Origin of the sequence: Arthrobacter sp. NPDC056727 (genome assembly GCF_042790555.1) — a bacterium.
In the GTDB taxonomy this organism is placed as follows: Bacteria; Actinomycetota; Actinomycetes; order Actinomycetales; family Micrococcaceae; genus Arthrobacter.
Map to the genome: position 1 here is coordinate 102,463 of NZ_JBHTZA010000011.1, position 23,629 is coordinate 126,091.

General features: G+C 65.4%; 22 protein-coding genes. 8 read left to right on the forward strand and 14 right to left on the reverse strand.

Annotation, left to right across the window (positions count from 1 at the left end; translation table 11 throughout):
- Positions 1-227: 227 nt before the first annotated feature.
- Positions 228-2,366 (forward strand): acyltransferase family protein, encoded by a 2,139-nt coding sequence (locus ACFRAH_RS12910; protein ID WP_377991275.1) that lies wholly within the window; start codon positions 228-230, stop codon positions 2,364-2,366.
- Positions 2,367-2,754: 388 nt separating this feature from the next.
- Complete coding sequence (locus ACFRAH_RS12915; RefSeq protein WP_377991276.1) at positions 2,755-2,904, forward strand: hypothetical protein; 150 nt, start codon at positions 2,755-2,757, stop codon at positions 2,902-2,904.
- A 19-nt stretch (positions 2,905-2,923) separates the two neighbouring features.
- Here the strand turns inward: ACFRAH_RS12915 and ACFRAH_RS12920 are convergent, their stop codons facing one another.
- The 9 genes from ACFRAH_RS12920 to ACFRAH_RS12960 all read right to left on the reverse strand — a co-directional run bounded on the left by ACFRAH_RS12920 (position 2,924) and on the right by ACFRAH_RS12960 (position 13,721).
- Positions 2,924-4,030 (reverse strand): glycoside hydrolase family 26 protein, encoded by a 1,107-nt coding sequence (locus ACFRAH_RS12920; RefSeq protein ID WP_377991277.1) that lies wholly within the window; start codon positions 4,028-4,030, stop codon positions 2,924-2,926.
- Between the two features lie 16 nt (positions 4,031-4,046).
- On the reverse strand, positions 4,047-4,394 hold the full coding sequence (locus ACFRAH_RS12925; RefSeq protein ID WP_377991278.1) for a hypothetical protein: 348 nt from the start codon (positions 4,392-4,394) through the stop codon (positions 4,047-4,049).
- A 3-nt stretch (positions 4,395-4,397) separates the two neighbouring features.
- Positions 4,398-5,825 carry a glycosyltransferase family 2 protein gene (locus tag ACFRAH_RS12930; protein ID WP_377991279.1) on the reverse strand — a complete coding sequence of 476 codons (1,428 nt, stop codon included), beginning with the start codon at positions 5,823-5,825 and terminating at the stop codon, positions 4,398-4,400.
- Positions 5,826-6,069: 244 nt separating this feature from the next.
- The gene (locus tag ACFRAH_RS12935) at positions 6,070-7,404 is read right to left on the reverse strand and encodes a hypothetical protein (protein ID WP_377991280.1); all 1,335 of its coding nucleotides are present in this window, start codon (positions 7,402-7,404) and stop codon (positions 6,070-6,072) included.
- A 551-nt stretch (positions 7,405-7,955) separates the two neighbouring features.
- Positions 7,956-9,029: a LacI family DNA-binding transcriptional regulator gene (locus ACFRAH_RS12940; protein ID WP_377991281.1), complete on the reverse strand. Its 1,074-nt coding sequence runs from the start codon at positions 9,027-9,029 to the stop codon at positions 7,956-7,958.
- 38 nt (positions 9,030-9,067) lie between these two features.
- The gene (locus ACFRAH_RS12945) at positions 9,068-9,973 is read right to left on the reverse strand and encodes a carbohydrate ABC transporter permease (RefSeq protein WP_377991282.1); all 906 of its coding nucleotides are present in this window, start codon (positions 9,971-9,973) and stop codon (positions 9,068-9,070) included.
- Complete coding sequence (locus ACFRAH_RS12950) at positions 9,970-10,851, reverse strand: carbohydrate ABC transporter permease (protein ID WP_377991283.1); 882 nt, start codon at positions 10,849-10,851, stop codon at positions 9,970-9,972. The genes ACFRAH_RS12945 and ACFRAH_RS12950 overlap by 4 nt, the downstream gene beginning before the upstream one ends.
- Positions 10,852-10,900: 49 nt before the next feature.
- Positions 10,901-12,235 carry an ABC transporter substrate-binding protein gene (locus ACFRAH_RS12955; RefSeq protein ID WP_377991284.1) on the reverse strand — a complete coding sequence of 445 codons (1,335 nt, stop codon included), beginning with the start codon at positions 12,233-12,235 and terminating at the stop codon, positions 10,901-10,903.
- A 49-nt stretch (positions 12,236-12,284) separates the two neighbouring features.
- Positions 12,285-13,721, reverse strand: a complete 1,437-nt coding sequence (locus ACFRAH_RS12960) for a GH32 C-terminal domain-containing protein (protein ID WP_377991285.1) — start codon at positions 13,719-13,721, stop codon at positions 12,285-12,287.
- Positions 13,722-13,941: 220 nt separating this feature from the next.
- Here ACFRAH_RS12960 and ACFRAH_RS12965 point away from each other — a divergent pair, with 220 nt between their 5' ends.
- Positions 13,942-15,501 (forward strand): glycoside hydrolase family 32 protein, encoded by a 1,560-nt coding sequence (locus ACFRAH_RS12965; RefSeq protein ID WP_377991286.1) that lies wholly within the window; start codon positions 13,942-13,944, stop codon positions 15,499-15,501.
- Between the two features lie 14 nt (positions 15,502-15,515).
- On the opposite strand, the gene ACFRAH_RS12970 is transcribed toward ACFRAH_RS12965, so the two are convergent.
- The 3 genes from ACFRAH_RS12970 to ACFRAH_RS12980 all read right to left on the reverse strand — a co-directional run bounded on the left by ACFRAH_RS12970 (position 15,516) and on the right by ACFRAH_RS12980 (position 17,298).
- The gene (locus tag ACFRAH_RS12970; RefSeq protein ID WP_377991287.1) at positions 15,516-15,821 is read right to left on the reverse strand and encodes a hypothetical protein; all 306 of its coding nucleotides are present in this window, start codon (positions 15,819-15,821) and stop codon (positions 15,516-15,518) included.
- A 69-nt stretch (positions 15,822-15,890) separates the two neighbouring features.
- The gene (locus tag ACFRAH_RS12975) at positions 15,891-16,517 is read right to left on the reverse strand and encodes a hypothetical protein (RefSeq protein ID WP_377991288.1); all 627 of its coding nucleotides are present in this window, start codon (positions 16,515-16,517) and stop codon (positions 15,891-15,893) included.
- Positions 16,518-16,614: 97 nt separating this feature from the next.
- Positions 16,615-17,298, reverse strand: a complete 684-nt coding sequence (locus tag ACFRAH_RS12980; protein ID WP_377991289.1) for a DUF998 domain-containing protein — start codon at positions 17,296-17,298, stop codon at positions 16,615-16,617.
- Between the two features lie 188 nt (positions 17,299-17,486).
- Between ACFRAH_RS12980 and ACFRAH_RS12985 the strand changes: the two genes are divergently transcribed.
- The 3 genes from ACFRAH_RS12985 (at position 17,487) to ACFRAH_RS12995 (ending at position 20,490) form a co-directional block, all read left to right on the forward strand.
- Positions 17,487-18,908, forward strand: coding sequence for an FAD-binding oxidoreductase (locus ACFRAH_RS12985; RefSeq protein WP_377991290.1), 1,422 nt, complete (start codon positions 17,487-17,489; stop codon positions 18,906-18,908).
- A 197-nt stretch (positions 18,909-19,105) separates the two neighbouring features.
- The gene (locus tag ACFRAH_RS12990; protein WP_377991340.1) at positions 19,106-19,294 is read left to right on the forward strand and encodes a helix-turn-helix transcriptional regulator; all 189 of its coding nucleotides are present in this window, start codon (positions 19,106-19,108) and stop codon (positions 19,292-19,294) included.
- Positions 19,294-20,490 carry a type II toxin-antitoxin system HipA family toxin gene (locus ACFRAH_RS12995; protein WP_377991291.1) on the forward strand — a complete coding sequence of 399 codons (1,197 nt, stop codon included), beginning with the start codon at positions 19,294-19,296 and terminating at the stop codon, positions 20,488-20,490. Before ACFRAH_RS12990 ends, ACFRAH_RS12995 begins: the two co-directional genes overlap by 1 nt.
- On the opposite strand, the gene ACFRAH_RS13000 is transcribed toward ACFRAH_RS12995, so the two are convergent.
- Positions 20,479-21,267 carry a helix-turn-helix domain-containing protein gene (locus ACFRAH_RS13000; RefSeq protein WP_377991292.1) on the reverse strand — a complete coding sequence of 263 codons (789 nt, stop codon included), beginning with the start codon at positions 21,265-21,267 and terminating at the stop codon, positions 20,479-20,481. The two genes, ACFRAH_RS12995 and ACFRAH_RS13000, sit on opposite strands and share 12 nt — an antisense overlap.
- 65 nt (positions 21,268-21,332) lie before the next feature.
- Between ACFRAH_RS13000 and ACFRAH_RS13005 the strand changes: the two genes are divergently transcribed.
- Positions 21,333-21,845, forward strand: coding sequence for a VOC family protein (locus tag ACFRAH_RS13005; RefSeq protein ID WP_377991293.1), 513 nt, complete (start codon positions 21,333-21,335; stop codon positions 21,843-21,845).
- 74 nt (positions 21,846-21,919) lie between these two features.
- Complete coding sequence (locus tag ACFRAH_RS13010; protein WP_377991294.1) at positions 21,920-22,216, forward strand: antibiotic biosynthesis monooxygenase family protein; 297 nt, start codon at positions 21,920-21,922, stop codon at positions 22,214-22,216.
- An 84-nt stretch (positions 22,217-22,300) separates the two neighbouring features.
- On the opposite strand, the gene ACFRAH_RS13015 is transcribed toward ACFRAH_RS13010, so the two are convergent.
- Positions 22,301-23,416 carry an EAL domain-containing protein gene (locus ACFRAH_RS13015; RefSeq protein ID WP_377991295.1) on the reverse strand — a complete coding sequence of 372 codons (1,116 nt, stop codon included), beginning with the start codon at positions 23,414-23,416 and terminating at the stop codon, positions 22,301-22,303.
- Positions 23,417-23,629 lie beyond the last annotated feature (213 nt).

Here is a 23,629-nt window from a genome sequence, read left to right on the forward strand (position 1 = left end):
ATGGAAGATGGCTGGAAAGGGGATACAAACACGGAACGAAAGCATCGGACCATGACCGCTATCGGCAACTGGCCGGACCCCATGTGATGCGAGCACGCGCGCGTTGCCCGTGCTTGGCCGGTAAAATATGACCAACACCGGTCTCATTTGGGGGAATTCTCTTGTCCACGACTCATGCCGGCATGCCAGCAGGCCGGGCCGCCCAACGCAAAGCAAATTTCCCGGCGGTGAGGACGGACCACCCCGGTACAAAGCGCCATGACATCCAGGGCCTCCGCGCACTGGCAGTTGTCCTGGTTATTGCGGACCACCTGCTGGCCTACCCCACCGGCGGCTTCATCGGCGTCGACGTCTTCTTTGTGATCTCCGGATTCGTGATCACTGCCAGCCTGATCCGGGAGCACGGCAGGACCGGCAGGCTCTCCCTCGTGGACTTCTACCGGCGCCGGGCGCGGCGCATCCTGCCGCTGGCATCGCTGGTCATCGTCCTGTCGCTCATCGGATCATGGGCCGTGTTCTCCACCGCGCGCTTCGCGGGCATTGCCCAGGACGGCCTGTGGGCGTTCCTGTCTGCGGCCAACTGGCGTCTGGCCATGACCGGCACTGACTACATGCAGGCCGGAGGGGCGGTGTCCCCGCTGCAGCACTTCTGGTCCCTGGCCGTCGAGGAACAGTTCTACATTGTTTGGCCATGGCTGATGGTGCTCATGCTCGGCTGGGGAGCTTCCAGGCTGGGCCGTTCGTCTTCCGGGGCCCGGCGCTCACTGGGCCTGGCGTTGTTTGCCGTGGCCGGAGCATCGTTTGCCTTCGCCCTGTGGGAAAGCTCCGCTGCACCCACGGTCGCATACTTCTCCACGTTTTCCCGGGCCTGGGAGCTCGGCTGCGGCGGCCTGCTGGCCGTCCTCGCGCCGGTCCTGCTGCGCATCCCGGACCGCGTCAGGCCCGCCTTGGCCTACCTCGGCCTCGCAGGAATCGTGGCCGGCGCCTTCGCCATGACGCCGGAACTGACCTTTCCGGGTCCATGGGCAGCGGTGCCGGTCCTTGCAACCATGGCCGTCATCGCCGCAGGGACCGGAGGGGAGCAACGGCTGCTGGCCCCGCTGACGAACCGCGCCTCCCGCTACCTGGGCGATATCTCCTACTCCCTGTACCTGTGGCACTTCCCGGTCATCATCCTTCTCGAGGCGCTCCGGCCGTTGAATGGCATCGTGGACTACGCCGGTGCTGCAGGCCTCACCCTGGCGTTGTCAGCATGGTCCTACCGCTTCGTTGAAGAGCCGGTCAGGCGCTCGCAGTGGCTTGAACCCAAGGCAGCCAGGGCAGCCAAACCTGTCAAGGCGCCGCAGGTGGCCCCGACCCGGCTGGCCTTCGGAGCGCTCACCACTCTTGCCCTGGTTGCCGCCGTCGTCGTGAGCTTCACCCTGGCGAAGGCCGCCCCGGATGCGGCTGTTGCGGGCCCGGCGGTGCCGGCGGGTGCTTCCTCCGCTGCTGCTGCAAACACCCCCTCAGGAAAGCTGAGCCAGGAACTCACCCTTGCCCTCTCGGCGACTGAGTGGCCAGAGCTTACGCCTGCGATCGACACACTCGGCGACGAAGCGAAAGCGCCTGAATGGGTGGAGGACGGGTGCCTGGCCGACGAGCGGGGCGCACTGGATGACCCTGCAGAAAATGCAGCCCGCTGCGTTTACGGTGACCCGGCGGCCAAGAAGACGGCAGTGGTTCTCGGTGACTCGGTGGGCATCAGCTACGTTCCAGGCATACGCGCCGCACTCGAGTCGCAGGGATACAAGATCCATGTTTACGCCATGCAGCAGTGCCCGGCTGCGGGGGTTGATGTGGTCAAGGCTTCCAAATCCGCGCACCCCAAGTGCGCCCCTTTCCGGACGTGGGCCCTTCAGCAGATCGCCTCCATGAAGCCTGACATGGTGATCAGTTCCAGCTCAGCGGGAACGCTGGTGCGCCTTTCCAGTGGCGCATCGGGGCGTGCCGCGGCCAGCGAGTGGACCGAGGCGTCCAAGAAGCTGTATACAGAACTCTCTGCCTCGGCCAAGCAGGTTTTCGTGCTTGACCCGCCTCCGCGCGGCCGCAAGTTCGCTGAATGCGCCACGAAGATCAGCACGCCTGCGGACTGTGCGTCAAAGGTGCAGCAGCTCTCACTGGACATGACGGCCGCCGGCAGAGCGGCCCTTGACCCCGCCGGGCAGGCGAACGTCCACTACGTGAATACCACCGGATGGTTCTGCGTAGCCGGGCACTGCCCCGCCTTCGCCGGAACGTCACCCATGTTCGCAGACGGGGTCCACCTCACGGCAGCCTATTCAAAGTCACTGAGGCCCGTGCTGTCCGAAGCGCTTGCCCTCAAGTAGATACAGCTTCCCAGTGGCCAGCCAGCCACAGCACCAAGGCCTCCACTGCCCGCCCGCGGCGGGCACCGCCGTCGTGCGTTTTGACGGCAACGGCCAGGGCGCAGATTTAGTAGCTCAAGGCAATCTCATGGCCCGCTCCAAGACTGCTTTCAGTTCACGGCAGTAAGACTGAACCATGTCGGGCAAACACATCGTCAACCCGGGGACGGGGCGCCGTTGGTTGCCGTATATCAAATACGGATCAGCGCTCGTCCTCGCTGCATTTGCCGTCTGGATCCTCGTTGTGGCTTTTTCCGGGTAATGCCGCGAGTCCACGGATCTGCACAGCACCACGGATGGGGGCCCAAGCCCTCGAAGCAGCAGTATGAGAGAAACCGGCAGGAATGCCATGCTTGAAAAGTTAAGGCGGCCGGAATCGGCCGTGTTCTTCTGGATCCTGATGGTCGCCATCCTGGCCGTCGTCGTCGCATCCTTTTGGTTCGTCATCGTGGATGTCGCCATCCCTGTCTTCAACGCTGTGAGGGACGCGTACTTCTGACCCGGAACCGATTGGCGCCTCATCCCACCGGTGCCATGAGGAACCGGTCCGGAATCGCACGGGTAAAAGGCTCCCTGATTCCGGGAGCCACCGTGGTGCGCCAGTCAACAACAGGCTTTCCGGGCTGGTTCTCGGTTTTGGAGTACTCGAACCAGAGCGCCATTTTGAGCCTCGGGAACTGTTTCTGCAGCCCGGGGTCAAAGAGCTGGTTCCACCAGGCCTCCTTGATCGCCAGTTCCGTGGCCCCATCGCTGCGGGAGGTGTTGTAGAAGGCTCCCGTTTCCGAGATCGCAAACGGCTTGTTGTGCCCGTCCGCATATTCTTTGTAGAAGTCGGGGACGGCAGTGTCGTCGGTGTAGGCGCTGTGGAAGGTTCCCGTGATCTTGGCGGCCAGTTTTCCCCGCTCCGGGACGGTGTTCTCTCCCCAGGGGTAGGCCTTGCCGAAGTGGTAAAGGGTAATTCCAACCCAGTCCACGGCATCATCTCCCGGCCAGTACGGTGCGTACGGGTCGTCCTCCATGGTGAGTTCGCCGTCGTGGTTGGTGTCCAGTGCCTGGAAGTCGGCGCTGCCGGGGTGGGCCTCATACGGCCCTCCTGCATAGGGATAGCCGGCGCCCTCGTTGGGAGACCAGAGCATCGCCGACGACGGGGCCTTGTGGACAGCGGCCGCAACCTCACGGAACTTTGCAATGTAGGCTGCAGGCTGCTGGCCCCATGAATACCACGCACCGTTCATTTCATGCCCGAAACGGACCATGACCGGCACGCCCTTCTGGTTCCACGCTGTCAGCATGCGGGTCAGTGCCGTCAGGGCCTCGGGCGAGACGGCGGCAAGGCCCTTTCTCGGTTCAAGGGTGAGCATGAAGGACGAATGGTGGTCAGCCAGTTTCTGCACCTCTTCGCTGACCAGCCCTTCGTCCGCTGCGCCCAAGGGAAAATCGACATAGCGCCCGTACACGGCCGGGGTTGAACCGAGGCGGGAGGCGTAGCCGCCCACCGTATCGAATTCGGAGTCAAGCTGGACTCCGAAGTATGTTTTGCCGTCAGAGGGCACCGGGAACCGCTGCGGGTCTGCGGTGAGACGGGCCGCCGTGATGCCACCCGCCGTCAGGGCAACAGCCACCATCAGGAAAGCCAGGTTCCTAAAAATCCTCGGTTGCCGCATCCCGGGTTCCTTCGGTTTTCAGAATGATGATCGCCACTGCCAGGGCCAGTTCGGCCAGGACCGCAGCGGAGATCACCAGTACCACCGGGACCGGCTGGACCGCTGCATGCAGGGCCAGCGCAAGGGGGACCACAATGTACGCCGTCACTGTGACCAGGGCGGCGAACATGAAGGCGGCACACCTGGCCTGGGCCATCCGGAGGGCCCGCCGCCGGGCCGCATGGATGACCAGGTTGGCGACCACCAGGGGTGGCCGGACGTGGCTGCCGGCGTCCTCCACGATCGCCTGGCCGGCGTGGACCGCTGCTGCTGAGGCTTGTTCCATGGGTTACTCACCGCTCCTGATGCTCTGAAGGTCCGCGTTCTTGGTCTTGGGGGTGGGTACCCAGTGGACGCCCCGTTTGCCCGCGGCCCATTGGAGGACCGCCCAGAGTGCCGCCGAGCTTTCGATGAGGCCGGCAACAGGCGCCAGCAGGACAGCCAGCGATATTTCGCCGGCACGGGCCCACCTGTCCATGCCTGAATCGGCCACGTTGTGCCAGGCTCCGATAAAGACCGACCCCATCCACATGACACCGACCAGGGCCAGCCACGCACTGCCCGGCGCCGGCAGCGGGGGCTCACCGTTCGATAGCAGCGACTCCAGGGCCCGGATGATGAATGCGGGGAAGACCATGGCGGAGAGAAGTCCGACGACGGCCCCCAGGGCGAAGGTGCCGACCCGGTAGCGGGTGCCCCAGACCAGGCTGAACCTGGTAACCCAGGGCAGGGAGAGGAACAGCGGATTCCCGGTCATGGACTTCATGCCCTGCAGGACACCGAAGATCCAGCGGTAGCGCTGTTTGAACGCGCTCCGGACGGAAAAGGGCGGCTGCTCGAGCATGACGCACCCGTGCCATCCGAACACCTCCTTGCCGCAGGCGGTGAGGGCCTTCATGCCGAACACGTAGTCCTCGGCGATGAAGGGCTGCCCCTCGAGGCATCCGATGTCCCAGCCGATATCGTTCTCCAGCGATTCGTCGATGACGAGGTTGGAACCGTGCAGGTGCAGCGGGACCCCGGTTTCCATGACGTGGCGGCATTCGTAGCAGCCGATCGGGCGGTTGGCTTCCATGCCCCGGCAGAGGGGGCTGGCATTCAGGTACTCGAGCGGGTAGTAGATGGGACCTTCGAGGATCTTCTTGTCGGTTGTGGCCAGGCAATGGATGAGTTTGCGCAGCTCGCCCGGGACCATGACGCTTTCCTCGTCGTAATGCACGATGAAGGTGCGTCCCGGTTTGCTGTTCCACGCCTCTCGCCGCTGCTCGACGATGTAATGCAGTCCGCGGGCCTTGAGCCTGGTGCCGTTCGGGGTCTCGTAGTCCTCGGGGATCACGAGCGTGTCCACCGGGATGGGCGAGCTCCGGAAGGCATTCCGGAGAGCGTTCGACTGCTCCGCGGATTCGGTCACAACCTCCACGGACAGAAACCGGCTGTAGAACTCCGGATCCTCACCGGCCAGGCCAACGGCGTTGCGGATTCCGCGGGTGATGACTTCCGTGCTGCCCGCGGACCCCCGCGTGGTGATCTGGATCTTTACGAACGGGACGTCAACGGCGCGGAGATCCCTGTTGGAGACCGCGGTGCGGCGCCGGTAGCGCTCCCAGCGGAACAGAAAACTCCACCAGTACAGGGCCATGCGGACGCCGATGATCGAGACACCGACGAACAATATTGGACCGAGCGTGGACAGGACAGAGTCCATCGAAGTGGGCATGGGAGACCGTTCCATGTGATGGCAGCGTTGAAGGGACTACCGAGGTGCTCACCCTCCCCGGAAGAGCATCCTCGTGCCATTCACCCTAAGGAACGGAACCGGACCACGGCACCAGTAATTACTACCCGAAATCTTGATCCCCGCCACTTGGTTTTGGGGCGAAATCACACGCATCCGGCGGGGAGCTCGTTGAAGGGTGGACCGATTACCTGTTTTTGGGTCTCCTAGCCGCCAAGCGCCGGGTTCAGCAGTTCGGTGAGTCGTATTCGTAGGCCCCGGCATCCGCTGTGGCCGTTCCGTTGCAGTTGCCGTCCTGCGGCACGGGCCGGCCATCCAGGTCAACGGCGGAGCTGGTGGAGGAGGTGAGGTCGACGGCGGCGCTGGTGGCTGTGAGGTGGAAATCGGTTCCGGTGGTCACGAAGCCCACTGTGGGTACCCGGCGCGACGTCGTGCTCGGGGTGACGTTGATCGGACCCGTGAAGACATTTTCTTTCTCGGTCCAGCCTGAGCCGTTGATCCAGAGAGAGTTCTTGACGCCCGCCAGGATGTTCCCCCTGATGACGGTCGTGGAGGGGCATTGGGCGTGGCAGACGATGGCCTGCGAATTGGGACCGGTCAGATAGACGGTGTTGAATTCGAAGACGGTGCTGTTGGTCGGTCCGAAGCTGGTGCTGGGCCCCCGGGCGATAAAGCCTTTGGCCTGGGCGCAGAGGGTGCCGCACGTTGAACGGACGAGGTTGTAACGGTAGGTGTTCCCGTCGGCCGTGCCGGATGAGCGTCCCAGTTCGGAGAAGCTGTTGTTGTCCAGTGCGATGTTGTGGTGGACGCTGTTCCGGTTGCCGTTGAAGACTTCGATGGCCCCGCCGTCCACGACGAAGTCGAACGATGCGGCAGCCGAGCCGGAGATGGTGTTGGCGGTGACCTCGTTGTCGTTGCCGTTGATGAGGATGCCGAAGGCGCCGGAATCGTCGCTGCAATTGACGGCCTGGGCGGTTCCGCAGTTGGTTCCCTGCGTGTTCACGTTCTCGATGTTGTTGTCCGTCAGGGTGTTGCCGGCGTATTTGCCGAAATCGGATCCCGTGCCGATTTTGATGCCTGCGGCATTATTGGACGCGCTCGAGTTCTGCACGGTGTTCCTGTCACCGGTGATGCTGAACCCCGCGTAGCCGCACGAGACGGCGCGGAGGCCGTCGACGACGGTGAAGTTGCCGTTGACCCGGACGCAGTTCCCGGACTTGCCGCCGGTGATGATGGGGGCGGCGCCTGTGCCGTAGCCGTTCACGGTGATCGGCGCGGTGGTGGTCCCGCTCTGGCCCGTGATCAGGCCGCCGGTGAAGGTGTCCCCCTTGCGGAGGCTGACCGTGTCCCCGGGCTGGAGAACAGCGGTATTGAGTTTGCTGAGTGTCTTCCACGGCGTTGCGCTGGACGTGCCGGAGTTCGTGTCGCTGCCGGCAGCGCTGAGGAAGTAGGTGACGCCGGCAGCCGACGCCGGTTCGACCGCGCCGTCGTAAAGCAGACTGGCCAGGATGAAGGCCATGAATAAGACGACGGCGTAAGGGGATCTGATGATTCTGCTCATGAAATTCTCCGTCCCTTGGGGACGCCCGCTGCGTCCCGGCTCCCGGAAGAGCGTATTTTCATGGCCCTAGAGGAACCCTGCAGAAACCCAGCAGTCCTGCCGGCCGGGGTCCGTCGGCGCGGCCACCTGCGATCATGTGACGCCCCGGTTGCCAGCTGCAGATAGACGCGGCCCGGATCCTCATCGCCTCCATCATCGCCCTCCACCTGCCCTGACGTGCCGGCGTGGCAAGGGGGAAGAAGCAGCGGCCGGAGCGGCGGATGAGCTTGTGGGGTTCTTGAGGCCGCACCGCTGTCCCCCTCGTTTGCGGGGGACGATTTGAGCCGGGGCCCTCCCGCCAGCACCCGCATTTCGTAGCGTCGGGGGTGCACTCTGGTCATGTCGCTGAAGCCGCAGAGGTTGCCGCGAACCTCTCGCTTCAGATTGCCGGGCCCGGCAGGCATCTTTCCGTGCATCCGGGCCCGGCTACGACGCTGGCACCATGAGGACGCGACAAGTCGTTTCAGGCTTCGGCGGGTTCCTCAGCCAGGTAGAGTTCGTCGCCGTCCGGGTCAGTGCTCGGACACGGACGCGCGCTCAACGGTGGGGCATGCGATCTTCAGTGATGCGTCGCCGGGTGCTTCGTCCAGGCCCAGCAGCATGCGCACCCCGGCTGCCCCGAGCTCGTAGTGCGGCAGCGACACTGTGGAGAGCGGAGGCCGGAGGTGGGCGGCGATGACCTCCTGGTTGTCGAAGCCCACCACGGCAATGTCGTCCGGGATGGAGAGCCCGGCTTCCCGCAGTCCGTCGTAAAGCCCCATGGCCATCCGGTCGTTGTAGCAGTACACGGCCGTGACGTCGCGCTTGAGCAGCTCTTCAGTAGCCCCGTATCCGCCCTCCTGGTCCGGATAGGCCTCCATGACCAGGTGCGGGTCGAAGGGAATGCCGGCTGCCTTCAGCGCTTCCGTGTACCCGAAAAGCCGGCCGTCCCGGGCCGGGGCCGGCGTCGTCGCGTTGATGAAGGCAATGCGCCGGTGGCCGCTGCGGAGCAGGATTTCCGTCGCGGACCGCCCGCCCTGCTCTTCGTCGGGTACCACGGCGCGGGCCGCGCCCGGCTCCGGGGAGAAGCAGTTGACCAGGACGAAGTCCGCCTCGCGCAGTGTTTCCGGGACGGCAGTGGAACGGTGGAACCACGTGGAGTACAGGATGCCGCGCACCTTGTATTCCAGCATCATGGCGATCGCGTCCTTTTCGAGGTCCTGGTTCCCCTCGGTGTTGGCGATCAGCAGCGCGTACCCGTGCTTCCAGGCCTCGTCCTGCGCCCCGTGGATGATCTGCCCCGCGAACGGGGTGGTGGCCACGCCGTCAGCGACGAGCCCGATGAACTTCGAGGTGCCGCTGACCAGGGTCTGGGCCATGGCGTTGGGGCGGTAGCCGAGCTGCCGGATGGCATCGTTGACGCGCTGGCGTGTCTCCTCGGCGATGCGCGCGTTCTTCTTCTTGTTGATCACCAGGGACACGGTGGCAGTGGAGACCCCGGCTGCTTCGGCCACTTCGCGGAGGGTCACGGGGTGGGCACGCCCGGGCGTCCTGGGTGCACGGGCCGCAGACGCCGGCCTGCCCGCACTTTTCTCCTTTGAAACCATCTGCCCTCCTTCAGGAGTATATCCATCCGCCGTTGCCGTCATCCCTTGGTCGCCCCGCTTTCCAGGCCCTGGATCATGGCCTTGTTGAGGACCAGGAAAACCAGCAGTAGCGGCGTGATGGTGACGCACACGGCCGCGAACGTTGCGGTCCAGTCCACCTTGCCCATCGCTCCGATGTAGTTCTGCAGGCCCAGCGGGATGGTTTTCAGTTCCTCCGACAGGACGAAGGTGTTGGCGAAAATGAAGTCGTTCCAGATGAAGATGCTGTTGACCAGCACCACGGTCACCACGGTGTTCAGGGACAGCGGGAGGGTGATCAGCCCGAAGATCCGGTACGGTCCGGCGCCGTCCAGGGACGCCGCCTCGTAGGTTTCGCGCGGGATGTATTCGAAGAACGAGGAGAACAGGTAGACGGACATGGGCAGGGAGAACCCCGCCAGCGGAATGATCATCGACTGGTAGGTGTCGAGCAGGTTCACCGTGGAGTAGTCGATGAACAGCGGGACCAGCGCGATCTGGACGGGGACGATGATGCCCACCAGGAACAGCCCGCGCACCAGGCGGCTGAGGCGGAAGCCGAGGACCTGGATGGCGTAGGCGGCCATCATGCCCAGCAGCACGATCAGGACGTTGGCGCCCATGGTGACGATGAAGCTGTTCAGGATGTTTTTCCCAAGGTCCCCGGTTTCAAAGGCCCGGGCGTAGTTCTCCAGGGTGAGCGCCTTCGGGAGGGCGAACGGGTCCCCGGTGGCGAAGTCGTGTTCGCTGCGCAGGCTTGTCACGAACAGCCAGGCCAGCGGGTAGACCTGGACGATGACGATGAGGGCAATCAGCACCCGGGAGAAAGTCCGGAACACGCTGGGACGGGGCCGACGGCGGCGCGCGGCTCGGGCGGCCAGCGGCGCCGGCGCTTTGGGTGCGGCGGGGGCTGTCTGGGTGATCATGACTCTGCCTTCCGCTTGAGCATGAAGAGGATGAGGCCGACGGCGACGAGGCACTCGATCACGATGAACACGGAGATGGTGCTGGCGTACCCGAAGTCGGTACTGGTGAATGCTGTCTTGTACATGTAGGTGGTGAGGAGCTCCGAGGACTGGCCGGGGCCGCCGTTGGTCATGAGGTAGGGGATGTCGAAGCCACGGAGGCCATAGGTGGTGGCCATGATCGTCGTCGTGATCCAGACCGGGCGGATGTGCGGGAAGCGGATCTTGGTGAACAGGGTCCAGCGGGAGGCGCCGTCGAGGACGGCTGCCTCCTCCAGCTCCTTCGGGACGGAGATCAGCGCCGCGTAGATGATCAGCATGTACAGTCCGGTGAACCGCCATCCCTCAGGGGCGGAGACGGCGGCAAGGACGGTGTTGACGTCGGAGAGCCAGGCGCGTTCCAGGCTGCCGAGGCCTATCCAGTTCAGGAGCTGGTTGAGCAGGCCCACGGGGTCGATGGAGTAGATGCGGACGAACAGGAAGGCGATCGCCACCGTGGAGATGACGGCCGGCAGGAGGTAAAGGGTTTTGATGAGTTCGCGGCCGCGCCGCAGCGAGGTCAGCAGGCTGGCCACCAGCAGTGCGCCGCCCAGCTGCAGGACCAGGCAGATGGCCAGGTATCCGAGGGCGTTGAAGAACGAGCGCCAAAAGACGTCGTCGGCGGTGAACATCCGGACGTAGTTGGCCAGCCCCACGAATTCCATATCGCTGATGCCGTTCCAGGAGAAGAAGCTCAGGAACAGGGACTGGAGGATGGGGAACAGCACGGCTGCACCGTAGAGGAGCAGCGGCGGGAGCAGGAAGACCAGGACTGAAAGCCGGGACCGGTTGGGAAGCATGGCGGGGCCTTTCGGGCGGGGGACCCGGGGGTCCCCCGCCGCTTAGGGGTTACTTGAAGAACTTCGGGGCATTCTGCGCGACTGTGCTGTCCATCGTGCTGGTGAACTGCTCGGGCGTGATGTCGCCCTGGACCAGGAGCACCAGCTCCTGCTGCAGCCTGCCGTTGGTGGTGGGATCAAGCTGGGTGTCCCACGGCATGGCCTGCTGGTCCCCCAGACCGTCCGCCTTCTGGACAGCCTTCGTGTACAGCGGGGTGGCGTTGGCGGGGATGGCCGTCTTGACGTTCGTCGTCGGGGAAAGGGCGCCGGTGGCCGCGTATTCGGCGGGGTACTTCTCCAGGGCGAACTTGAGGAAGTCACTCACCAGCGGGTCATACGTCTTGGCGTTCACTGCCATGCCGATGCCGGACGGGGATACGAATTCGTTGGCGGCGGTGGCCGAGCCTTCGGTCGTCGGAAGGGTGATGAAGTCGATGTCATTCCGCACTGCCGGGTTCAGCTTGTCCGTGGCCAGGCTGGGCAGTTCCCAGGTGCCGATGTTGTACATGGCCGCCTTGCCGGAGGTGAACTGGTTCTGCGCATCGGAGTAGCCCTGCGACGAGAAACCGTCCTGGAAGCACTTGGCCTTGCCCAGTGCGGCCAGCCATTCAACGGTCTTCTGGCCTGCCGGATCGGAGAACTTGGCCTCGCCCTTCTTCAGCTTCTGGATGAAGTCCGGTCCCGCCTCGCGGAAGGGCTGGTAGGCCACGTAGCGTTCCAGCGGCCACTGGTCCTGCCCATCGATGGCGATCGGGGTGATGCCGGCCTTGCGCAGCGACGTGCACATGGCGGGGATGTCATCCAGGGACTTCGGAGCGGACACCCCTGCCTTCTGCAGCAACGCCTTGTTGTACCAGATGAATTCGAGCTCGAACTGGAACGGGATCATGTAGAGCGAGCGGTCGTCGAAGCGCTGGTAGTCCAGAGCGGCGGGCCGGTAGTTGTCGTAGACGTTGAGGGTTTTGAGGAGTTTTTCGGCGTCCACCATCTTGCCCTGTTTGGCCAGCTGCTGGGCGAACGGGGTGGCGTCGGTGTCAAAGAGCTCGGGAAGCTTGTTCGCGGCGGCGAGTGTTTCGAGCTTCTGGATGTAGGAGGGCCTGTCCGGCGTGGTGATCAGGTTCAGGGAGAAGCCCGGGTGGTCCTTGGCGTAGTCGCCGGCGAGCTTCTTCATGATGTTGATGACGGCGCCGTCGGCCGGGCGGGACAGCAGCCAGGAAATCTCGCGGGGCTTGATTTCGCCGGTGGGGGTGACGTTGGAGGAGGTGCTGGCCCCTCCCCCGCCGCAGCCGGCCAGGGCCAGGGCGGTGACAGCTGCCACGGCAGCGGTTCGGATCAGTTTTTTCATTGCGGCAAACTTCCTTGGTTGGAACGGACGACGACGGTGTCTGGCGTATTCAGTTGTCGGTGCGCTGGCGTATCTCAAGTTGGGTGACGGTGATGGAACCTTCGCCGGCAAACACGCCGAGCCGGCCCTCCGTCAGGTCGTAGATTCGGGTGCTGAGGGCTACCTGCCGGTCGACGACGGCGACGCAGAGATCGCCGTCGACAATCACCTCCAGGGTGTGCTCGCCGGGGTTGAGGCTGCAGGGACGCTCCAGCTCAATGTCGAAGGGGACATCCCCGGAGACATGCCACTGTGCGTCGCCGGTGATGGTGCGCGGCCACCGGTCAAATACCAGGCGTCCGCGTTTCGGCTCCAGGCGGATGACGTAGGACCGGTCGCCATCGGCGCTGGAGCGCAGAAGCAGCCCGCATTCGGTGGTGCCGGCATCGATGTCCAGCACCGCCTTGGCGTAGAACTGGTCCGGCAGGTCGCCGTCGGAAATGCGGGCCGCATACCCGTCCGGCGCACTCAGCCGGATGGGCAGATCGTTGGTCAGCGATACCGGAACCTCGTCCCAGAAGCTGTCCACGAGCTCATCCGCGAAGGAGAAGCCCAGTGTTCCGTCCGGGTTCTGGCGGGCTTCCAGCACGGACATCGTGCCGGCCCACTGCCACGGCCCCTGATCGGCGTTGCCTTCCTTGCTGGCGATCCACCCGAAGAAGAAGCGGCGTCCGTCCCGGCCGGCGCTCTTGGAGGCGTAGAAGGCACGGCCGTCGATGCTGTCCAGGTTCGGGACCGTCCACGGGCCGTCCGGGCTCTTGGCCATCCGGTAGCGGGTGGTGAACGATTCGGAGAACTCGGAGTAGACCATGTACCACCAGTCGCCCCAGGAGAAGACGTCGGGGCATTCATGGGTGATGTAGCGCCGGGGATCCCAGAAAGGCTCGGCGTACTGCCAGGTGGTCAGGTCACGGGACACGCACTGGGCGATGACGCCGCGGCGGCGTTCGGGGCCGGCGGAATGCCGTGCCGCCAGAAGCATCCTCCACTGGGCTGCGGCCTCGTCATAGAAGACGAAGGGATCACGCCAGTCGCCGGATTCGTAGCCTTCCGGGGCGCCAAAGGTGTGCTCCGGGTGCTTCGCCCACGTTTGCATGCCGTCGGTGCTGGTGGCGTGCATGACGAGCTGGAGCGGGGCGCCGTCGGCTCCGAGATGGCGCGGGTTCTGGCCGGTATAGAACAGGTGGTGGGTGCCGGCCGCGTCGACGACGATGCTGCCGGTATACGCGTTGAAGTCGGGGTCGGTCTCGGTGCCGTGCTCCAGCGCCACGCCGTGGTTCTCAAACTGGGTGAGGTCCTTGGTGGTGACCAGGTTCCATGACGTGCCGGGCTTCGGGTCCGAGCGAACTTCATGAAGGTAGAAGAGCCAGAACTCTCCGTCCTTCTCGAAGGGAATGAGGTCCCCAACCCATCCGTCGGAGGGCTGGAAGAAGACTGGGCGTTTCATCGGCGCTGATGTCCATTCTGCTAAAGCGTTTGATCACCAGTAAAGCTAGCGCCAAGTTTCCCGTTGATCAAGCGTTTTAGCAAAACTTGTTTTTGCCTTCCGCAGTTTTGCTAAAACGCTTGACCGCAGCCTCCGAAACCCCCTATCGTCCTAATGCGCTCCCCCACCACCAAGTTCAGCTGGCTATGGCGCCCGCCGAACCTTGAGAGGAAACCAATTCATGACGCACCGCATCTCACGGCGCACTGTCCTGCAGGGCACGGGCATCGGGGCCCTTACCCTTTTCGCTGGCAGTGCAGTACCCGTTGCAGCACACGCCCAGCCGTCCCTGCGGGCGGTCTATCACATGACGCCGCCCTCGGGCTGGCTGTGCGATCCCCAGCGCCCGGTACATACCCACGGCGCCTACCAGCTCTACTATCTGCACTCGGGGCAAAACAACGGCCCCGGCGGATGGGACCACGCGACCACCAGCGATGGCGTGTCATTCACCCACCACGGCGTGGCCATGCCGTTGCAGCCTGATTTCCCGGTGTGGTCGGGATCAGTCGTCGTCGACACCGCCAACACTGCCGGCTTCGGCGCCGGGGCGGTGATCGCTCTCGCCACGCAGCCCACCGGCGGGATCCGCAGGTACCAGGAGCAGTACCTTCACTGGTCCACCGACGGCGGCTACACCTTCACCGCCCTTCCCGGCCCGGTGATCATCAACAGCGACGGCCGCACGGCCGGCACACCCGCCGAGATCGAAAATGCAGAGTGGTTCCGCGACCCGAAAATTCACTGGGATGCGGCACGCAGCGAATGGGTGTGCGTCATCGGGCGCGCCCGCTACGCGGCGTTCTACACCTCGGCGAACCTGCGGGACTGGCAATGGACATCCAACTTCGACTACCCGAACCATGCGCTCGGCGGGATCGAGTGCCCCGATCTGTTCGAGATGACCGCCGGCGACGGCACCCGGCATTGGGTGCTCGGCGCGAGCATGGATGCCTACAGTGCAGGCCTGCCGATGACCTATGCGTATTGGACGGGCACCTGGGACGGTGCGGCGTTCATCGCCGACGACCCCACCCCGCAGTGGCTCGACTGGGGATGGGACTGGTACGCCGCCGTGACGTGGCCGTCGGCCGAGGCACCGGAGACCAGGCGCCTGGCAACCGCATGGATGAACAACTGGAAGTACGCCGCCCGCGACGTACCCACCGATGCCTCCGACGGGTACAACGGGCAGAACTCGATCGTGCGGGAATTGCGGCTGGAGCACCAGCCGGGGGGCTGGTACAGCCTGCTCAGCACCCCGGTTCCGGCACTGGCGGGGTATGCCACAGCGACCACCACATTCCCCGACCGCACCGTGAACGGCAGCTCCGTGCTGCCGTGGAACGGCCGCGCGTACGAGCTGGAGCTCGACATTTCATGGGGCACCGCTGCCAACGTCGGGGTTTCGGTGGGCCGCTCAGCGGACGGATCGCGCCATACCAACATCGGCAAGTACGGCAGCGAGCTGTACGTCGACCGTGCGCCCTCGGACCTGAGCGGCTACTCGCTGGTTCCCTACACGCGTGCGGCCGCACCGATCGATGCGGCCGCGCGGTCGGTGCATCTTCGCATCTTCGTTGACACGCAGAGCGTCGAGGTGTTCGTGAACTCCGGGTACACGGTCCTGTCGCAGCAGGTGCATTTTGCCGACGGCGACACGGGAATCTCGTTTTATGCCGACGGCGGCCCGGCCAACTTCACCGGGATCACCATCCGCGATTTCGGCGGCCAGTCCTAGCGGTAGGTGCCCGGTCAGAACCTGTCCGGGGAATCGATGGATTCGGCGAAGGTGACCTCCGGGGCTGCGTTGGGGTCGCCGCCGACGGATCCGATGAAAGTCTTCAGCTCGGGGTCGCTGAAGAACTTCTGGAATGCGTCCGCGGATTCCCATTCGTCGACCACGAGGATGAAGCCATCACCAACCGCGAACTGATGATGGATGGCACCCGCCGCCCGGCCGCGCCCCGAAATCTCGCGGTACTCGTCGGCGCGTTCCTCGAGCGATTTGGTAAAGGCACTCGTATCACCGGGAATCTTAACCGTGATGATGAATGACATGGCGGCGACCTCCTTTGGTCTCAAGATGTGCACATGGTAGTAGCCCGTCATGAGGGCGGCAATATCGAATTAACCGCCGGAGTGGGAGGCGGCCGGCGCCGGGACTTCAACGTACAGAATGAGCCCTGTCTGTGCCGGCAGGTACCAGTGCCCGCGGTGCCGCGACGGCCGGTAACAATGTCCGAACGGGTCCTTCACAAGGACGTGCTCCAGCCGGTCCTGGCGTGCGAGCCAGCTGTCGATGTCCGGCAGGTTGGCTGGATAGGACGCTGCGCCGTTGAGGCCCAGGGACCACGAACCCTCGGCCGGCTCCGGCCCGTGTTCAAGGCTGAGGGTTTCGAACACGTCCTGCACCACCGCCTCCCGGGTTGGCGGGAAGAAGCGGCGGAGCCGGTACATTTCGGGGTGGGTGCTCTGCGCGTCCAGCCACGCCTGGCGGAGCCAATGGAATTCCACCGGGCCGCGAGCAGGTCCCAGAACCAGGTGCCGGTTCGGGCCCAACTCCAGGCGGTAGCCGGCGCCGCTGCGGTCCATGATGCAAGCGGCTTCGGCGGTGTACTCGAATGCAGCCACCAGGTCCTGCTCGGACCGGTGATACGAAAACTCCCCGCTCTCATCGACGGCGACGAAATCCCGGACGGCGCCGGGAGCCGGGGCAAAACCGGAGGCGTCCTCCGTCCTGGGGGTGGTGTTCATGCTTAATGACACCACCGGCGACGTCCCGGGGACCGGGCCTTAACGCTTTCCATACGCGGTCAGCCCAGAAATTGACGTTTTCTTAATGCGCCACCTCTTAATACGCCGGCCCAACCGTGGGCCTGGAAATGGTGCGAAGGCGGAACGCGACGGCGAAGATCCAGGCCATGATCGTGACCAGCAGGATGCGCTGCACCAGGCCCTTCCACTCAAAAAGTCCCGTCCCGGGCTGCTGGCTGATTTTCAGCACGATGATCCCGAGGCTGAGGAGGACTCCGGCGGTCAGCGTCCATCCCGCCAGGGGGCGCCAGGCCGGGTCGCTGCGGAAGCGCCGGTAGAAGACGAAGCAGCAGACGGGCGCCAGCGTGAAGAAAAGGGCCCCGAAGACGCCATGCACCAGACCGTGCGCGGTGGGTGGCCCGGAGAACGCCGACGGATCGGTGGTGTAAGGCCCGGACACCATCAGGCAAACCCCCAAGCACTGCACCAGCAGCGGCCCGGCCAGGGAAGCCGCGCCCGCATTCAAACAGGCCCGCAGGCCGCGGCCGAACACCAGAATCAGGGCGCCGGTCAGCAGGAAGTTCAGGATCTGGATCCAGCCCCGCGGGCCGAGGGAGAGCTCGCTGACAAACATGCCGGTCCAGGAGTAGCCGGGGTACATCCAGGCCTGGATGGTGAAGGCGGCCACGAAAAGGACCGCCCCGGCCATGCCCGAAACGGCCGCCAGCTCGACCCACCGGCGCCGGGACACCGGCTGTGCCGGGACATAGCCTGACGTCACAAAGTGGAGCTTAGCGGTGATTGGCGGCCACCGGAACAGCGGCTGCCCGGACGGCCGCCGTCGGGCGCGTTTATGCCGCCCGGCGGGGAACAAAAAAGCTGTTGCCCGGCGCAGGCCGCGATCCTAAACTCTGGACATCACAGAAGGTTCCAAGGGCTTTCACCCTCTGACCCGGAAGCACTGACCCGATGGCTACAGTTCATCAACACAGCCCCGAACGTGAGATCCAACAGACGCTGCACGAGCTGCGCGGCCGGCTGTCGGGACAGCTGATCGAGCCCCAGGATCCGCTCTACGAGGAAGCCCGGGCGGTATGGAACGGCATGGTCGATGTCCGTCCGCTCGCCGTCGTCCGCGCGGGCGCTGTCCGGGACATCGACGCGGTGCTCGACGCCGTACAACGCAGCGGACTGGCGCTGGCTGTCCGCGGCGGCGGGCACAACATCGCCGGGCACGGCACGGTTGAGGGCGGCCTCGTCCTGGACCTCGGACAGCTGAGGAAGGTGGACGTCGACGCCGGCAAGGGGCTCGTCCGGGTGGAGCCCGGGGCGACCCTGGCAGATGTGGACCGGGCGACGGCGGCCCACGGCCTGGCCGTTCCCCTCGGGGTGATCAGCGGAACAGGGGTGGCCGGACTCACCCTGGGCGGCGGCGTCGGCTGGCTGACCCGTTCCTACGGCCTGAGCCTGGACAACCTGGAGGCTGTGGACGTCGTCACCGCCGGCGGAGACCATCTGCACGCCAGCGGACGGAAGAATACCGAGTTGTTTTGGGGACTGCGCGGCGGCGGCGGGAACTTCGGCGTGGCCTCCTCCTTCACCTTCCGCGCGCATCCGCTGCCGGCAACACCCCTGGGCGGGAACTTCTTCTACCGGCCACAGCACTGGCGGAACGCGCTCATGGGGTTCGCGGCCTGGACCCGCAATCTGCCCGAGCAGATGAACCCGATCATCTCCTTCCTGGTGCTGCCGCCCGAGTTCGGAATGGGCGACGAACCGTGGATGGTGATTGGATTCGCCTGGGCGTCCGCGGACCTCCAGACCGGCCTGGGCCTCATTGAACAGCTGCGGGTCCAGGTTCCGCCCGACGAAAAGGAAGTAGGGCCGACGTCGTGGCTGGACTGGCAAAGCGCCATGGACGCCGTTTTCCCCAAGGGCTCACGCGGCTACTGGAAGAACGTTTCCTTCTCCCGCCTGGACGAGGAGGTGGCGGGCGTACTTCTGAGCTTCGCCTCCGAGCTGGCCTGGCAGGGGACCGGGATCGACATCCACCATCTGGAGGGTGCCTTCGGACGGGTGCCGGAGGACGCCACGGCGTTCCCGAACCGGTCCGCGCGCTTCTGGCTCAACGTGTACGGTTTCTGGAAGGACGCCGCCGAGGACGAACGGCTCACCGCCTTCGCCCGCAAGGCCTACGCCGTCATGCAGCCGTTCTCGGAGCACGGCGAATACGTCAACTTCCTGGGCGCCGAACTCGGGCAGCAGGACATCGAGGCCGCGCGCCGGTCCTACGGGCAGGACAAATACCAGCGCCTGGTGGCCGTCAAAAACCGCTACGACCCGCAGAACGTGTTCCGCTACAACCACAACATCCTGCCGACGCCAGCCTGATCCGCTGATCCCAAGCTTTGCCCGGATCGGCAACATCCTGCCGATCCGCCTCCCAGCGGTGCCCAAAAAGCCAACCAGAATCGAAAGCGGCAATATGTTGCCGAAACGGGCGGAATGGGGCACACTGTGGTTCAGAAGCGCCGGGAACGGCAATATCATGCCGATGGAAGCGGGGCTGGCTGATGGCAGAAGGCGACATGCAGGGCATCGGGCTGTCCGTCCGTTTGGCGCGCAGGGAGGCAGGTCTGAAGCAGAGCGACCTGGCCGATCTGGCCGGAGTGTCGGAGCGCACCGTCCGGGCCATCGAGACAGGCACCGGCAACCCCACGCTGGCAGCCGTCGTCTCCGTGGCGAACGTCCTCGGGCTGCACGTGGCGGCCGCCTGATGGCCGGTGACCTGCAGCGGCTGCGCTTCCTTCCAGCCGCCGACGTCTACAAGCAAGGGGAACTGGCCGCCCGACTGGCCCGAACCGGGAGCGGCGGCACTGAATTCACCTACCTCCCGGAGTATCTGAAGGCAGGGCTGCCCGGCATTGCCACCACACTGCCGCCGGCAGCGGAGCCCATTGTCACCCACGGAGGCGGCCTGCCTGCATTCTTCGCGGGCCTGCTGCCCGAAGGTCACCGGCTGACCGTGCTGAAGAACGCTGCCAAGACCAGCCTCGATGATGAGTTGACGCTGATCATGGCCGTCGGATCCGATGTGCCGGGCGACGTGCAGATCGTCCCGGCCGGCGAAGCGCCAGCCGAGCCGGAGCCGCTGGCGGATACGACGGATCCGGCGGTCCTGGACTTCACCGTCCTCGCCGAAGCCCTCGACCTGCACGGGCTGCCCGGCGTTCAGCCCAAAGTCAGCGCATCCATGCTGTCAGCACCACTGGCTTTGGGCAGCGGTAGATACATCCTGAAGATGAACCCGCCCACCCACGCCAGCCTCATCCAGAACGAGGCGGCTCATCTGGCTGCGGCCAAGGTACTGAAAATCGCCGTCGCCGCCGCCAGAGTCGTCCACGACAAGAACGGGTTGCCCGGTCTTCTGGTCACCCGCTTCGACCGGGCCGGCGAGGGCGGGCAGTGGGTGCACCTGCCGGCGGAGGACGGGGCGCAGGTGTTGGGGCTGCCTCCGGCATCGAAGTACAACGTGGCCGCCGAAGAGGTCGTTTCAGCCCTGGCCCGGGTGTGCAAGGCGCCGGCGGTGGCCGCCCGGAACCTGTACCTGCAGTTTGTTTTCGCCTGGCTGACCGGCAACGGCGACCTGCACGCCAAGAACCTCTCCGTCCTGGGCGGCCGGCACGGCGGCGGCTACGTCGTCGCTCCGGTTTATGACGTTCCCTGCACACTCATCTACGGCGACATCACCATGGCACTGCCGGTAGCCGGCAAATCGAAGAACCTGAAGGCACGGCACTGGGCCGAGTTCGCAACTGAGATCGGCTTGCCGCCCCGGGCCGCCGCGTCAGCCAACGCCGCCGCCCTGAAGGCCGCAGCTTCCGTGGATCTTCAAGCGCTGCCGTTCCACGGGTCCCCACTGAACAGGGCTGTCAAGGAGTTGCGGTACCGCCGGGCGGAACTATCCGTTTAGTTCCCGCCGGTACGTGCTCGGGGTGAACCCCAGATACTTCTGAAAGTCGTTGGTCAGGTGCGCGTGGTCGGCGTATCCCAGCTCGGCAGCTATCGCTGCCAGGTCCGCCGAAGCGTCCAGCCGCGCCCGTTCGGCAGCGTCCTGAAGCCGTCGACGCCGGATCAGCGCGGCAGGGCTGAGGCCGATGTACTTCCTGGCTGCACGCTGCAGGGTCCGCTGCGAAACCGCCAGCGCAGACGCCGCGTCCTCCACCCGGACTATTCCGGCGTCCGAACCGATCACGTCCATCAGCCGGTTGGCCAGCGACGCCTCCTCGGATACCCCAGGACCTGCAAAGGAAGCCAGCCACCCCGCAAAGGCATCCACTGCCCGCCCGCGGCGGGTGCCGCCGTCGTACGTGTTCATGGCCTCCGCGACGGAAGTGTGCAGATCTTCCGCGGACACAGCCACTTCCGTGTCCCGCAGGCCGGAGGGGTCCTCGGTAAACAGCGGCACGGCCGCCGGCCGCAGCAGCGCACCCACCGCCCAGCCCCGTCCCGCCAGGTCCCGATGGGCGGCCCGGGTAGTGGGGCCGGAGAAGACCACGCCACCGGGCTGCACCACGAGGTTGGAGCCGGGGTACGCGATCAGGTGCTGGCGGGAGGTGCGGCCGGGCTCGATGTCCCACTCGGGAATCCAGAACCACCGGACCAGCTCCGCCACGGAGGCCGGCGCCGGAAGGCGGTGAAAACTGGGAAGCCGGGCCGGGTACAGGATCCCCTTGTACGAACTCTCCATCAGTCCCCTCAGACTGTCGCGAATCTCCAAGCGCCGCCGCTGGCCGGACACGTAGCGTCATGAACATGACAGATACTACAAGCACCGAATCCACCACTGCCGCCCACGGAGAGCACACAACCCACGGAATCCCGAACGGGCTGACCAGCCTCACGCCGTTCCTCGCCGTCACCAACGCCAGGGAAGCGATCGCCTTCTACAAGGACGTGTTCGGCGCCCGCGTAGTGGGCGCCACGGAGATGCGCGGAGTGGTGGTGCATGCGGAACTCGACTTCGGAAACGGCCACCTCCAGCTCGGCGAACCCAACCCGGGCTACCACCTGGTTCCGGCGCCGGAGGGTGAGGACGACTGCTACTCCCTGGGCCTCTACTGCCCGGACGCGGACGCCCTGGTACAGCGCGCGGAACAGGCCGGAGCCACCATCCGCGAGCCGCTGGCCACGTTCGTCTCCGGCGACCGGTACGCCAGCATCAGGGACCCCTTCGGCGTCCGCTGGTCCATCATGACCCGCGTGGAGGACCTCAGCGAGGAAGAAAGCAACCGCCGGGTCGAGGAATGGGCGGCGCAGCAGGGGTAACCCGTTGTGGACGCGCCTTGCACGCCAGACATGGGCGTTGGTAAGACCTCTAGTAACCGTCTGAAAGGAACACCATGTCTGTTGTGAAGATCAACGCCATCCACGTCCCCGAAGGCAAGGGCCCCGAACTCGAGCAGCGCTTCGCCGCCCGGGCCCACGCCGTCGACGGCCAGCCGGGCTTCGAAGGCTTCCAGCTGCTCCGCCCGGTCAAGGGCGACGACCGCTACTTCGTGGTCACCACCTGGGCCACCGAAGAGGACTTCCAGAACTGGCGGAGCGGCCAGGCCCGCGAAGCGCACGCCGGCGGCGACCGCCAGCCGGTCGCGACCGGAGCGGACCTCCTCGAATTCGAGGTCGTCGAACTGGCCTAACTCTTCACACTGATGGCGGCCGCTCCCCCGGACAAGGGACGGCCGCCATTGTTCTTCTCCGCGAGGAGCCGTGGCGGCGCGGGGCTAACGCTGGTGTCCGTTCGTTTGTGGTGGCCGCGCTGCCGCGTGCCTGCCGTGCGCGCCTTCGGCCTCCGGCGTGGCAGGGCTGGCCCAGGTGGCCCATTCCTTCACGCTGATGGTTGGCCTTCCCAGGAAGTGGCCCTGGCCGGCGGACACGGACAGCCGGGTCAGGACCGCAAGTTCGGCGGCGGTTTCGATTCCGACGGCGGCCAGCGCCGCCCCGGTCTGGCGTCCGAATTCGACAAGGTCGGCGATCAGGTACTGGCGGCTTGGATCGGCGTCTATCCCTGCAATCAGGCAGCGGCCGACTTTGATGACGTCCGGCCGCAGGGAGCGGATGTGTCTCATGGAGGCAGCGTCCGCGCCCGACTCCTCCACCGCCAGCCCCATGCCGGACATGCGCAGCTGCGTCAGGACGTCCAGCAGCGGGTCCAGTTCCTCAGGCTGGAGCGGTTCGGTGAGTTCCAGCATGATCCGCGACGGTTCCATGCCCGCGTGTTCCAGCACCCCCGGCAGCCGGGGATCCAGGCACACTGCCGGGGAAAGGTTCAATGCCACAACCAGGTGGTTCGGCAGATCCTGCGCCGCGGCGACGGCCGCCTGCAGCGCCGAGAACTCCAGGTCCGCGCCCAGCCCGACGGCGGCGGCATTCCTGAACCAGGAACCGGCACCGTCGCCGTCCTGCTCCCACAGGAAACGCGTCAGGGCTTCGGCGCCAATGACGCCCCCGCGGCGCAGGTCATGGATCGGCTGGAAAGCCGTGACGAGCATGCCGGCGTGCAGGATCGCTTCGATGTCCGCCTGTCCGTGGCGCGCGGCATCGTCCTGCATCCCGGCCGGATACTGCGCCGATTGCTCGCCGTCTTGGGGCTTGTTGCGTGTTTGCCTGGCAAGGGAGCGGGTGAAGACCAGGTGCTCGTGGAGCGCTGCTTCCGGGTTTCCGGGATGCGCTGCCACATGTTCCCTCAGCCGGTCCCGGACCTCGGCCCCTTCCGGGTCCGTGCCGGCCAGGACAGCGTCAATGATCTCGTAGGCCTGCTCCCGCACCAGGGGAACCTCTGAGCCGGGCCGCTCGTCCCCGGGCCAGCTGTCCTCGTCGGGGAACGGGGAATCAACCAATGGACACTCCTCTGCTTCCGGCCTGCCGGCCGACGGCTGGGACACCTGCCGGTGGAAGGCACACCCCCCGACTTTGCTCCCTGGATGCATCATAAGCGCGAGTCAACCGTCTTTACCCCTGTGTGACAAGAATTTCACCAGCCTGTAAACAACAGGGCCGTTTTGGGCCCTCAAAACGACAACTACTGCGGGTCAGGTGGGGGAACCACGGAA

Bases quoted from the DNA above. Each gene is read 5' to 3' on its own strand.
- ACFRAH_RS12970 (WP_377991287.1), bottom strand. From the start codon at position 15,821: ATGTCATTCATCATCACGGTTAAGATTCCCGGTGATACGAGTGCCTTT.
- ACFRAH_RS12960 (WP_377991285.1), bottom strand. From the start codon at position 13,721: ATGAAACGCCCAGTCTTCTTCCAGCCCTCCGACGGATGGGTTGGGGAC.
- ACFRAH_RS12935 (WP_377991280.1), bottom strand. From the start codon at position 7,404: ATGAGCAGAATCATCAGATCCCCTTACGCCGTCGTCTTATTCATGGCC.
- ACFRAH_RS12945 (WP_377991282.1), bottom strand. From the start codon at position 9,973: ATGATCACCCAGACAGCCCCCGCCGCACCCAAAGCGCCGGCGCCGCTG.
- ACFRAH_RS12965 (WP_377991286.1), top strand. From the start codon at position 13,942: ATGACGCACCGCATCTCACGGCGCACTGTCCTGCAGGGCACGGGCATC.
- ACFRAH_RS12915 (WP_377991276.1), top strand. From the start codon at position 2,755: ATGCTTGAAAAGTTAAGGCGGCCGGAATCGGCCGTGTTCTTCTGGATC.
- ACFRAH_RS12990 (WP_377991340.1), top strand. From the start codon at position 19,106: ATGCAGGGCATCGGGCTGTCCGTCCGTTTGGCGCGCAGGGAGGCAGGT.
- ACFRAH_RS12985 (WP_377991290.1), top strand. From the start codon at position 17,487: ATGGCTACAGTTCATCAACACAGCCCCGAACGTGAGATCCAACAGACG.
- ACFRAH_RS12940 (WP_377991281.1), bottom strand. From the start codon at position 9,029: ATGGTTTCAAAGGAGAAAAGTGCGGGCAGGCCGGCGTCTGCGGCCCGT.
- ACFRAH_RS13005 (WP_377991293.1), top strand. From the start codon at position 21,333: ATGACAGATACTACAAGCACCGAATCCACCACTGCCGCCCACGGAGAG.
- ACFRAH_RS12930 (WP_377991279.1), bottom strand. From the start codon at position 5,825: ATGCCCACTTCGATGGACTCTGTCCTGTCCACGCTCGGTCCAATATTG.
- ACFRAH_RS12925 (WP_377991278.1), bottom strand. From the start codon at position 4,394: ATGGAACAAGCCTCAGCAGCAGCGGTCCACGCCGGCCAGGCGATCGTG.
- ACFRAH_RS12950 (WP_377991283.1), bottom strand. From the start codon at position 10,851: ATGCTTCCCAACCGGTCCCGGCTTTCAGTCCTGGTCTTCCTGCTCCCG.
- ACFRAH_RS12995 (WP_377991291.1), top strand. From the start codon at position 19,294: ATGGCCGGTGACCTGCAGCGGCTGCGCTTCCTTCCAGCCGCCGACGTC.
- ACFRAH_RS12955 (WP_377991284.1), bottom strand. From the start codon at position 12,235: ATGAAAAAACTGATCCGAACCGCTGCCGTGGCAGCTGTCACCGCCCTG.
- ACFRAH_RS13000 (WP_377991292.1), bottom strand. From the start codon at position 21,267: ATGGAGAGTTCGTACAAGGGGATCCTGTACCCGGCCCGGCTTCCCAGT.
- ACFRAH_RS12975 (WP_377991288.1), bottom strand. From the start codon at position 16,517: ATGAACACCACCCCCAGGACGGAGGACGCCTCCGGTTTTGCCCCGGCT.
- ACFRAH_RS12920 (WP_377991277.1), bottom strand. From the start codon at position 4,030: ATGGTGGCTGTTGCCCTGACGGCGGGTGGCATCACGGCGGCCCGTCTC.
- ACFRAH_RS13010 (WP_377991294.1), top strand. From the start codon at position 21,920: ATGTCTGTTGTGAAGATCAACGCCATCCACGTCCCCGAAGGCAAGGGC.